The sequence below is a fragment of the Mesorhizobium sp. LNJC391B00 genome, from assembly GCF_000502535.1.
In the GTDB taxonomy this organism is placed as follows: Bacteria; Pseudomonadota; Alphaproteobacteria; order Rhizobiales; family Rhizobiaceae; genus Mesorhizobium.
Genome location: NZ_AYWI01000024.1, coordinates 25,402 through 36,599, shown reverse-complemented (window position 1 = coordinate 36,599; position 11,198 = coordinate 25,402). Strand labels below are relative to the sequence as shown.

The following is an 11,198-nucleotide window of genomic DNA, read 5'->3' as shown; positions in this document are numbered from 1 at the left end:
GGTGACGTTGAACATCACCAGCCTGCCATGACCGCCCTCTCTCAGCGAATTTGCAGAACTCTCAGCACACTACCCGGTGATGGGCTTTGAGGGGTTGAGCCAGCGTGAGAACGCCCGCCCGCATACCTGCCGCTACCTGCTTTCATGTGACTGGGCGGGGCTATTGGGGAGCCGGGTTGACCACTGGGCCCTTAGCCGAGGGAAGCACAGTACGGCAACCTCGCTCCTTGCTGGCTAACATCCTTCCGCTCTCAGGGACCGGACCATGCGCATAACAACAGGGTCATACGGCTTCTTTTCGGATTTCCGATAATTCATTGTGAAAAGCGCGGCACGCTGGTTGCAGACCATAATTGCACGGACGTAGCGAATCTCGCCATTCTTGACCCCGGAGTAGCTGGCCCATTTCGGGGCTAGGCGCCGATAGGTCAGTCGCCAACCGGCCTTTTCGTCCTCGATCATGCGATGTTCAATCTCGGCGCGAAAACTTGCTTTGCCCAGTCGCGCGCCCCAAACGACCAGAAACGCGTCTCTTGGGCCCTGAAAAGCCGCGCCCTGCTCCGAATTCTGGGTCAGGACGAAATTCGGAGGAATATCGAAACTAAAGCCAAGCTGTCGGACGCCGAAGGGCTGCCACGCCTCGGCCTGAAGCAACGTGGTCCAAAAGAGAAAAACTGTAAGTCCCAGCAGTAGGCGTCGCATTGCTCTGATTTAGCGCTGGCTAACATCGTGTCCAGACGGACAGAGGTCCGTGACATAAAAAATATGCATCATGGCCGCGCAGCATATGGGCGTGGGATTCGCGATTGACGGCGTGCGGTCGAAACGGCTTCCGTCCCACGAAAGGAGAGGACGCAGAGGGAATTGGTGCGTCGGTATGATCGACTGGCAGAAAATTGGCGAGGCCGAATGTCCAACGTTCATTGCCCGCAAAAATGGGCGCCGGCTTCCTCTTGTGCCTAGGGAAGAAGAGCCGAAATTATTCCCTGACGAAGACCCTGATCTACCTCAGACGGGGGCATGCCCTGTAACTTCGCCGTGACCTGATCCCCTTCGGGGAACAATCAGATCGAGCTCCAGTTTGGCCTTCCAAGCGAAAGCACTGATGGAGCATGCCATGAGATTTCCACACAGCACAACGGCCGCCACCGCCGTTTTCATTGCCCTGACCTCCCCCGCGCTCGCCCAGACAAGCGGAACACCATCACCCTCGACACCTGCACCCGCTCCGGCAACCGAACCGCCGGCCGCCGGACAGTTGCCGGATGCGACCGGACAAGCGGATGCACCAACACGCGAAATGATCCGCCAGATGGTTGAGCAAGCTGTCCGGGAGAGAATGCAGCAGGATCGCGGTTCCGAAGAAGGTTTCCGCGAGGAAGATAGTCGCAACTATCAAGGCGATCGCAACGAGGGTGCTGACCGCCACGATGAAGATGGCGGCCGTTGGCAGAACCACGGTGGCCGCGATCGTGGACACAGAATGGCTGGACGCTGGCATCATCAGCTGATGCGCGGTGCCGGCATGCGACTGATGTTCGGGCTGTTGGACACCGATGGCGACGGATCGGTGTCCGAGGACGAGGTTCAACGCGCGGTGGGCAGGATGTTCAGTAGCATTGACGAGAATGGTGACGGCAAGATCGATNATCGATGCGGACGAGATCCAGTCCTTCATGCATGGCTCCAGCATGCATGGCACTGATAGCGAGGACACGCCGTAGGTCGCGCAAAGGGGGCGTCTATTGGCTGTTCGCCCGGCGGCTAACCAGCACTCTCTCCAGCCTTGCCGCAAACGCGCTATTCCCGCAAGCCCGCCATGCGCCAGCCATCAATAAACGGCTGCGCATCACTCGGGCTCTTGAAAGGTGAGTTCGCCACCAAATCACCGACCTTCCAATTTGGATTGCCCGCAAGAAATAGGCGGGCTTCCTCTTGTGCCTCAGGAACGCGACCGGCAAGGGCAAGCGCGGGAACCAGGTTCTCCCTTGAACCCGTCCCGTACGTTTCTTCCCGGCTCAAGGACGCAACAGCTTCTTCGTAGTGTCCAGAGGAAATCTGAGCCATTCCCATGATCCAGAAATACCAACCGGGTGGACGAGGATTTATACGGAGCGCCGCGCCACACGATATCAGCGCCGCTTGCGGATCGCCTAAGTAGATTTGAAGCTCACCCATCCATGCAACTGCATCTGCATTGTTGGGATTAAGCCGAACGGCAGCATCGAATTGGAATTTTGCTTCGTCCCAATTGCGCTCATAAAGCTGAACGCAGCCCATGATCCTGCGAGCATGGGAATCGTCGGGATCGATCTCCACGGCCCGTTGCGCGTGTATCAGAGCCTTTGCGCGGCCGGGTTCCTGTGGCTCTCCCCAGACAATCCAGCCAAATAGCAGTGAGATGGCAAGATTGGTGTGCCCCTCGCAGTAGTTTGGATCGATCTGAACGGCACGTTCCAAGTCAGCACACGCCTCACTGTTGTCCGATCTGGAATTGTTGCACTTGCCTCGTGACCTAACGCACAGATCATAGGCTTCGAGATTTGACGGTCGGGAACGGGCAACAAGTTTCTTTTCACCAAGCTTGCCAGAAATCGCTTCAACAACGCGTCGGGTGACTTCGTCCTGAACGTCGAATATGTCGGCGCTTTCGCGGTCGAAGCGCTCGGCCCACACGTGATTGCCGCCTTCTGCCGCATTGACAAGCTGCACATTGACGCGCAACCGCTTGTTGGATCGGCGGGCGCTGCCCTCAAGAATATACCTCACACCCAGATCGCGAGCGATCTGACGGACGTCGGTGGGTTTGCCTTTATAGGCGAAGGTGGAGTTGCGGGCGATGACGAAGAAGCCGGACACATTCGACAGATCAGTGATTATGTCCTCCGTCAGCCCGTCGGTGAAAAATTCCTGTTCGGAATCGCCACTCATGTCGATGAAGGGCAGCACGGCAATCGAAGGTTTGTCGGGCGGTGCGAGCGGCTGCGGAGGATTCTGTATAAAAAGGGGCTTGGTTGGTGCTGTGGGCTTTGCCTTGGAGGGAACGCCGACCTGTAGCGAATAAACCCGGACCGGATCGGTGATGTTCTTGAGCTGAACCTCACCGCGATCGTTGATCGCGATATCGAGCCTTGACTTTACCTGCCAATAGGCTTGCTCGGAAAGACAGATATTGCCAGGTTCGCAGATACCTTCTAGGCGCGCGGCGATATTGACGCCATCGCCCATCAGGTCGCCGTCGCGTTCTTGCACGACGTCGCCCAGGTGAATGCCGATACGGAACTCGACGCGGCGATCATCCGGCACCCCGGCATTGCGCTCAACCATGGCATTCTGCACTTCGATCGCGCAGCGCACTGCTTCTACCACGCTGCTGAACTCGACTAGGCTTCCGTCGCCTGTGCGCTTGACGACGCGACCACGATGAACGGCGATTGTGGGATCGATGAGATCGCTGCGCAACGCCCGCAGCCGTGCCAAGATGCGATCTTCATCTGCGCCGGCTAGCCGGCTGTAGCCGACCACATCCGAGACCAGAATCGCTGCTATTTTACGCGTCTGCCTCATGTCGTGCTCCCTCCATCCAGTCTGGCATTACTGCCGAGCCAAAGGAAGCTAGCCCCATCCATTCGTCGGATGATCCGCAACTCCAGTCGTTTGAGATACATGTGGGGCGGATAAAAGCCTCTGACGGCCGTCGGTAAACCGCCTGAACAACGCGCGCTGGATTGCCGACTGCCTTGCGGTGCCACAGAATTCAACCGGTCGATGAAAGCGGACCTTGCGGGCGAGGTCGCAAAGCGCGCTGCGTTACGCATGAATCTCAAGACCCTGGCGGATATGTTCGTCGACCCGCAATCGGTCGAACTCATTCGAGTTGCGAACGGCCGCGGCTTCAGGAGCGGCCTTAATGATGCTTTGAACCGCACCGGCGCCGAAACCGGTGGGACATTGTTCGACCCTGCTGGTCAGCGGTGAAATCACTCCCGGAGTTTGCTATCAACGGCCCTGCCTAACCAAGGAGGAACTGATCCGGTCGTGCTGACGAATTGCGGCAGATGCTGTCATCCCGGAGTGCCAGCGTAATCACCGGTCTGGAGCCGTCGTTTCCGCCCGCCGGTCCAAATACCAGAGCAAGCCGTAGATGAAGATCAGCACTACGGCCAGTTCGAGAGCCTCCTCGAGGTTCGTCTCCACGCGATACCAAAACACCTCTGTGCTTTCGGCTTCCGCGATCTTGCCGCCGACCATTTGCAACCCCACCGCACCGCCGAGAAAGAGCGCGGCGGAGAGCAGCATAAGGACCGTGAGCCGCAGTGGAAGCGAGCGTAGGAACGGAATGAAGGCGGCAAGTCCCAGCAGGCTGATGATCCCGGCCGGCGCCGCCCAGATCCGAGTTCTGCTCTGTTCCGGCACGGTTACAGTAACAGTATCGTTGCTATCCGGGAACAGGGGTTATTGACATGGAGACTTTCCGCAGCGCCTGACGGGTCAACACTCGACCACATGACAAGCACCTGGCGGCAGTGTGACGGTGTCATGACATTTTGTGGCACTGAACAAGCATCGCACAACAGAACGCCGATGGTTGCGTCATCGGTGCGCAGCATCACATCACGCACAACTCTTTCGGCGGCACCGTGACGCTTGGCGGGACGGCAACCGAAATCGACTTCTCGGGCAATATCCTGTCCGGCACGATCACGATCAACAGCGCCGCCGCCAACAACCACGTTCAGGGGAATCGCTCCACCACTGGTGCGGCTGTGGTGGACAATTCCGGCGTTGCAACAAACTTCTTCACCAGTTCCTCCATCACGTCGACAATCCGGTTGTAGTACGACGAGGGCTTCATGCGGTCGGCCTCGTCGAACTTGGCGAAGGCCTTCGCCACTTGACGACTGGGGGATGGTGACCATCCCCATCCATCGCCCGAGAATGCGCAGCTGGTTGACGGCGTTGAAGCTCTGCGAGCCACCCGCACCTGCATCACAGCGAGCGTCCTGCCTTGCGTCGGGCGTATCCCACCCATCGAGAGCGGCAGCCAGTCGATCTGCGCCTTCATTACTCCTGTCATAGACCCGTGCCGTTCCGGAGAGCACCAGACCTGGGCCTCCGACAAAATCGACAGATCCCGCAGTTCCTGGACCTTCGGATGATCGGCAGACGCCGAATCGGGGAGTGGCAGGCCCGAGGGATTGAAGATACGCACCTCGGCACCCAAACGGCGCAGGATACGGGCAGCCTCCTCCGTAGCGAGCCGGGAATAGGACCGTTCGCGCAAAGATCCGTAGAGCATCAGCACGCGCGGTTTGTGAATGGAGCGGGGCGCGTCCAGCAGAGCCTGCATGTCGATCGGCCGAAACTGCTCGTCATAACAAACAAGCGGCAGCTTGCAGGCAGTTGTAATCGGTGGAATGGATTTACGAGTCGAGGCGCCGGACCAGGATGGGCTCACTTGCCTCGAAGTTCAGCCTGTTGGAATGGCGCCGAGGAACGAGTAGTGGTATCTAACGAGCCGGCGGCCCTCGATGTTTGACCGCTCGGCCTGCAACTCTCGTATGTCGTCCCGCAAAGTAGTGGCGCTACCGACCACTTCTAAGGATCAGGAGGACTAGTTTGCACAGTGTCTCAGACCATGCCAACCGATGACTGAGGCCAAGCCTCTATTACCGGCAGAAGATACATATCGTCGTCGGGGGCTAAAGGGCACCTTCCTGATAAAGACTCAACCACCACTGTGTTCCTCATTTTGTCGTCGCCGAGTTCTCTTCCCGATAGGCCATTCCATCCGACGGCATCTCCGTGCATTGAGGAACTGAAAGATCTTTGCCCGCGGTGCATGCTAGCCGCTGGCCTCTTGTCAGTGATAGTAACTATCCAAGCGAATGTTGTCGGTTGCCGACACAGCAATATCTCTCGCAATCTTCGTGCGCGTTCCAGCACGAACCGCCATGGCGCCCCTGCCCCACGCCGCAGGCCAGTGAGACGGCCCACCTGATCCTGGCGCTGATGATCGACGAGGCCATCACCGACGTTCTCGACTCTCCCCCCTGTGAGGACCAAACCACGCACGGCGCAATCGCTGTCCCTTTGGAGGCTGCATAGTCTCCTGCGTTCTGAAATCCTCAACGCCATACTGATGGTGATGCGGCCGGGAAAAATCCTCACCCGCGTCACTGAAATCATTCGTCACGTCTGCGACCCACCAAGACGGCGCAAAAGCCAATCCGCCGCTGCAAGAAGCGCCGTCTTGGTGCAAAGTTAGCGCTTATGGGCTCTTCTCTCACCCCAGCAGGTGCACGCTATCTTTTGAGATGTGGAGGCGCTGAGCTTGCGCACCGCTCACAATCCACCCCAAAGACGGCTGCCCCGATAGCCAATCCTATTGTTCGCGCAGAGCCCGACCCATGGCAGCGTAGACCGGAGCGCTAAGATATTCCCATGCTGACCTCGCTCCAGTCTCGATCATCACTTGTGTGTTCATTCCGGCTTGCAATGCCACGGGCGTCGCCTTCAGGGACTGAGGTGTCAGAGCGATGCGAGCTGCATAAAATGCCTTGCCAGTGCGCGGATCGACCAGCCGGTCTGCTGAAAGGGTGCGGACATCACCGTTCATGGGCTGCTGATACCGCCTGCCCACCGCGCTGAGCCAGATGGTCGCGTGCAGCCCCACTTTCACCTGGTCGACGTCAAGCGGGTCCACGTTGGCAATCACGACGAAGTTGTCGTCGATGGGCACGATATCCATCAGAGGATCGCCTGCTGCTATTACCCCGCCAATGGTGTGAATCTTGAGCCCCACTATGGTGCCTCCGATGGGAGCGCGGATCTCGGTTCTTGTCATCACGTCATCGGCGGCGGCTATTCGTTGAGCGGATTCATATATCTTGGCACGCACCACCCCAAGCTCAGCGACAATGTCGGCCGCCGTGGATGCATTAAGTTCAGCAACCTTGAACTTCGTCTCCTCCATTTTTTGCCTGGCAACGCCAATCGACGCGATATAGCCGCTCAGGTCGCCTCCCACATCCGCCTTTTCAGTCTCCAAATCTGTCAGGCGCGTCCTTACCACCAGTTTTTTTTGATACAGGGCACGAACATCGCCCAGCTGCTCCTCGATCAACTCCAGTTTCCGTGTGGCCGCCACCACCTGCCCTTCATAGCCCTCTATCTCCTTATGCAGGCTTCCGGTCGTTTGCTGCAGCAAGGAAAGTCTCTCACGAAGCAGGGTCTGACGTGTTCGAAAGATACTCTCCTGGCCGGAAACAGCCTCGGCCGCCATTTTACCGGGCTCCTTTAACTCTGGCGGAATCTCGATTGAGTCCTTGCCGTCTCTCTCGGCGATCAACCGTGCCTCGGTAGCTTTCGCCTCGTACCATTGCGCCTTGATCTCGTTCGCAGCGGCCGTAGAAGCAGTGCTCTGCAGTCGTACCAGGACCTGACTTGGCGATACGCGATCGCCCTCCTGAACCAATATCTCGGATACAATCCCACCTTCGAGATGTTGCACTGTCTTTACGTTTGAGGCTACCTCCACCAACCCATTGGCCACAATGGCGCCCTGGATTGGAGCCGCAACAAGCCACATGCCGGTCAGGGTCGAAAAAATTGCGATTATCGCGAAACCGAGAACAATGAAGTTGTTACCAAAGGGCGCAGGATCGTCTCCAGCTTGTTTGGCGTCAACGGCGAGCGGGACTGTCACTTGACGCTCCGCAACTCAGTTTTCTGAGGACGAACCGGGCGCTCCGTGGGATCGGAGAGCTCAGGCGTTCGGCCGCCCAGGATCAGCGTCCGGTCGATTAATCCGGCAAGACGGTTGGTTTGTCCCGACATTGTAATGATTACCGAGCATCCAGACTCCTTCATGACTTTCACCGCCGCTTCAAGCGCCCTTCTCGATGAGCTGTCAAAATTGGCGAAGGGCTCGTCCAGAACGATAAGTCTCGGTGCGCGAAACAGCGCCCTTGCAAGTGCAATTCGTTTCCGTTCGCTGCCGGACAGTCCGACCGTGTCGTCAAGCACGGTGTCATAGCCCTGGCCTAGGCGAATAATAACCTGGTGGATTCCCGCTATTTTTGCCGCAGAAACCACATCGTCTATAGAGCTTTGTTGAAACCGGGCAATATTCTGGGCGACGGTTCCCTCGAACAGTTCGACCTGCTGTGGCAAATAGCCAATAGCCTCGGCTCTAATATAATCCGGAAGCCGGGTGACGTTCATGTCTCCCAGGCGGACCTGTCCGGTCCGTGGCTTGAGCAAACCTATCAGGAGACGGGAAAGCGTTGTCTTGCCGGTAGCTGCGCGCCCGATGACCAATAGCAACTCGCCTGGCGCCAGCGACAGCGACAGTTTCCTGAATACGTCTTCTCGCGATCCCGCGTGCCTGAACGCCACTTCATCAAGAATTAATGTGCCGCGCGGAGTTCCAGGCAGCAACGACGGGCCTCCGTCCGACGGCTTGGCAAGGTCCGCCTTGATCTTTGCATATCCTTCCCGCGCTTCCCTGAAGCCTCTGAACTCTCCAACCGCCTTGCCCACCATCCTGTAGGCAAAATTGGCAATGAGTCGGGCTGCAAACAGGCCGCCGAGCGACGCTTGATCGTTCAGGAACAGCCATATACCGGAGGCCAGCAGAATAATGTAAAGGCTACGGTTCAGCACCCGGATCGCAGCATCGAGGCTCGATCCGCGGGCGTTGAGCCGGTCTCGTTGCAAGAAGCCGTCCACTCGGTTCCTGCCCCAGCGACCAGCGATCGCATCCGCCATTGCGAACGCGCTGACAACGTCTCTATGCCTATCCGCCGAGACCAACACCTCTTTTGCCTGCTTGACGGCATCACGTTCCGCCTGGCGGGGCTCTCGCGTGAAATTTTCTTTCAACAGGCCCAAGCCAATCAGCAAAAGTGTGGCTGCTATTGCGATCAGGAAGAGAACCGGATGGATGAAGTACACACACAACAGGAAAATCGGCGCCCAAACCACGTCCAACCAGGGAGATAGCCCGCGCTCAATAAAGCCCGCGACTTTCTCGATGCTGGCCAGCAGCGGCGGATTGGCGACACCTGACGTCAATCCGGCTTTCACGGACTGGCTGGTCAACTGGTGCTCGATCCATACGCTCCAACGCGAAAGCATGCGACGGCGAATGGTTTCCAGTGCGACGCCGGCTACCAGGGCGAGCAAGGCAGCCAGGGTCAGGATGACAAGGGTTTCAACGCTGCGGCTCGAGATGACCCGGTCGAATATCTGTATGAGATAGAGCGGGCCGGCAAAGCGCAAAACATTGATAAACACGCTGAATACCACCAGAGCCGCAAGGCCGGGTATCGACTTTCTCCACATTTCGCTGAGGGGGCCGCTATACCGACGCCTGCCTCGTGTGTTCATCGGGACACCGTCTTTCACGCGCGTCCAAGGGGAGCGTGCTGATCAGAATGCTCATTGAAGAGGCCAGAGAAATTCATGATCACCGCATCAATGTCATCATGAGCATCCAACGGCGGCGCCTCAAGTGCGTTTTGCAGAGGTCTGTCGTGATGATCGGCCGCCTCAAACATTGACCAGGTTTCATTCAGCAGGTAGGACATCCTGGCAGCCGGGAGCGGAGCGCAGCCGAGGGCCTGCAAGATGCCGCAGAGCGACGACTTGAGGGCACCGCGGCTTTTTGCCAGCACTGCTGCCTCTACTAGTTCCGTGGGCGCCTGCACCGACATGAATGTGGGGATAGAACCCAGGGAAGGCCGCTCAGGCAGAGTGACCAAGATGCTTCCGAATGGACTGGGCCACGTCGCCAGGCTGCCATTGGCATTTACTTCTCCAAGTTCGGCTACAATCAACTCGCGCGCGACCTTTGCCAAGAAATCAATCCGGAGTTGGTGAGAATGGGCTCGATCCACGCCGACCGGCATGGCTGCCTCCGACGATGCCGCAATGCGCCGCAGGTACGGGTTGTTGCTCTGCCCATTGGACAGTTTTTCCGCAGCGCGGGCCCTAAACACAGGACCGAGCGCGCCATCCTGGAGATCCCACGGGGAATAGCAATGCAGCCCGGTAGCTTCCTCAGCCTCTCTCACGCCAAGCGGGGATCGGCCAAGTCTGCCGCTGATGGCCAGCACCTTGTGGCCGGCAGCGCGCAACGTATCCACTCCATACTTTGCACCCATCGCGTCGTAGGACGCGAATATCGTGCCAAGAGCCATGCTGCGAAATGATTCCGCCAGAATTAACTCGGACGTTTCCTTCTGCTGCAGCCCGTCGGCAATCTCGATGACAGCAACGTCGCATCCATTTTCGGCAGCATGGTTCAGCAGGCGGAAAGCGCCCTTTTCGATCATTTCCACCGAGGCAAGATAGGTGGTTGCAAACCCGGCGTCGGTGAAATCAAGAACGATGTCAGCGCCCGCATCGCGCACAATCCAGGTATCGCCACCGGACCCGGTTCCGGTAATCTTCAGCGCGGCAACCTTAAGCCCTGCTCTTTTGAAACCTCTTACCAACGACGTCGCCGTCAATGTCTTTCCCGCGTTCATGGATGTTCCCAGCGACAGGACAATCGGCAGAGAGGGCCGAAGGTCGTCGGAGCTGACCTTGTAATCCCAAACATTCAATCGGCGACCGAACTTGTCCCCGATCAGTCCGAGAGGGGTGATCTTTGTTGGCGCAATCATGCGATCATGTCTGGAAAGCTCACACGCTGCGATGCCCCCCCCCGCCACTAGGTCACATGGTCCGAGATCAGGGCCAATAACAGCTTCGAACTGGTCCGGTGCGTATCTGTTTCCATAACAAATGATTATCTCATCGCCGGGAAACATGATCGCCTTTCTCCCGTTGATCAGCTCCAATCTGCTGTGATTGCCGAGTTTGTCCACACGAGCCAGGACAAGATCGCCTGCGATCGGCTGCAAGGAACCTGTGATCAACGTGCGCATGTGCGAGGCCGCGACCCGGCGAGTCGCGAACGAACGCTTGGCTTTCTTCATGCGCCCGCGCTGAATTCTACAAACAGACATGATACCCACCCCAACACTACTTCAATTACGCAGTTCGAGTCTTTTTATTTAAAACTTAATTTAAGATTTGTTTTCCTCTGGCTCCAACCTCCCTTTATTTTTTTGTTGCCTTAACCATTAGCTAACCATAATATAACTGAGGGTTGCGCGCAAGCGATGGAGGCAGGAACCTTTCGTAGA

Annotated in this window: 8 protein-coding genes and 1 pseudogene; 2 read left to right on the top strand and 7 right to left on the bottom strand. The window is 57.6% G+C overall.

Translation table 11 applies throughout. The features are described from left to right. Positions 1 to 234: 234 nt before the first annotated feature. A complete protein-coding gene (locus X750_RS135100; protein WP_245261240.1) occupies positions 235 to 654 on the bottom strand; it encodes a hypothetical protein in 420 nt (139 codons plus the stop codon). Positions 655 to 1,117: 463 nt separating this feature from the next. Between X750_RS135100 and X750_RS1000000165375 the strand changes: the two genes are divergently transcribed. Next, the gene (locus tag X750_RS1000000165375; RefSeq protein ID WP_245271923.1) at positions 1,118 to 1,705 is read left to right on the top strand and encodes an EF-hand domain-containing protein; all 588 of its coding nucleotides are present in this window, start codon (positions 1,118 to 1,120) and stop codon (positions 1,703 to 1,705) included. A 95-nt stretch (positions 1,706 to 1,800) separates the two neighbouring features. Here the strand turns inward: X750_RS1000000165375 and X750_RS135110 are convergent, their stop codons facing one another. Further along, positions 1,801 to 3,567: an adenylate/guanylate cyclase domain-containing protein gene (locus X750_RS135110; RefSeq protein ID WP_023748964.1), complete on the bottom strand. Its 1,767-nt coding sequence runs from the start codon at positions 3,565 to 3,567 to the stop codon at positions 1,801 to 1,803. A gap of 201 nt (positions 3,568 to 3,768) precedes the next feature. Here X750_RS135110 and X750_RS135115 point away from each other — a divergent pair, with 201 nt between their 5' ends. Then, the gene (locus X750_RS135115) at positions 3,769 to 3,978 is read left to right on the top strand and encodes a hypothetical protein (RefSeq protein WP_023707079.1); all 210 of its coding nucleotides are present in this window, start codon (positions 3,769 to 3,771) and stop codon (positions 3,976 to 3,978) included. A 108-nt stretch (positions 3,979 to 4,086) separates the two neighbouring features. On the opposite strand, the gene X750_RS135120 is transcribed toward X750_RS135115, so the two are convergent. The 5 genes and pseudogenes from X750_RS135120 to X750_RS1000000163915 form a co-directional block, all read right to left on the bottom strand. Then, the gene (locus X750_RS135120) at positions 4,087 to 4,416 is read right to left on the bottom strand and encodes a hypothetical protein (RefSeq protein ID WP_023707078.1); all 330 of its coding nucleotides are present in this window, start codon (positions 4,414 to 4,416) and stop codon (positions 4,087 to 4,089) included. 319 nt (positions 4,417 to 4,735) lie between these two features. Beyond that, positions 4,736 to 5,350, bottom strand: a pseudogene (gene arsH / locus X750_RS00825) (arsenical resistance protein ArsH). Positions 5,351 to 6,385: 1,035 nt separating this feature from the next. Next, on the bottom strand, positions 6,386 to 7,708 hold the full coding sequence (locus tag X750_RS135130; RefSeq protein ID WP_023701628.1) for an HlyD family type I secretion periplasmic adaptor subunit: 1,323 nt from the start codon (positions 7,706 to 7,708) through the stop codon (positions 6,386 to 6,388). After that, positions 7,705 to 9,312 carry an ATP-binding cassette domain-containing protein gene (locus X750_RS135135; protein ID WP_198021028.1) on the bottom strand — a complete coding sequence of 536 codons (1,608 nt, stop codon included), beginning with the start codon at positions 9,310 to 9,312 and terminating at the stop codon, positions 7,705 to 7,707. Before X750_RS135135 ends, X750_RS135130 begins: the two co-directional genes overlap by 4 nt. A gap of 95 nt (positions 9,313 to 9,407) precedes the next feature. Continuing rightward, the gene (locus X750_RS1000000163915; protein WP_023748962.1) at positions 9,408 to 10,988 is read right to left on the bottom strand and encodes a hypothetical protein; all 1,581 of its coding nucleotides are present in this window, start codon (positions 10,986 to 10,988) and stop codon (positions 9,408 to 9,410) included. Between the last annotated feature and the right edge of the window lie 210 nt (positions 10,989 to 11,198).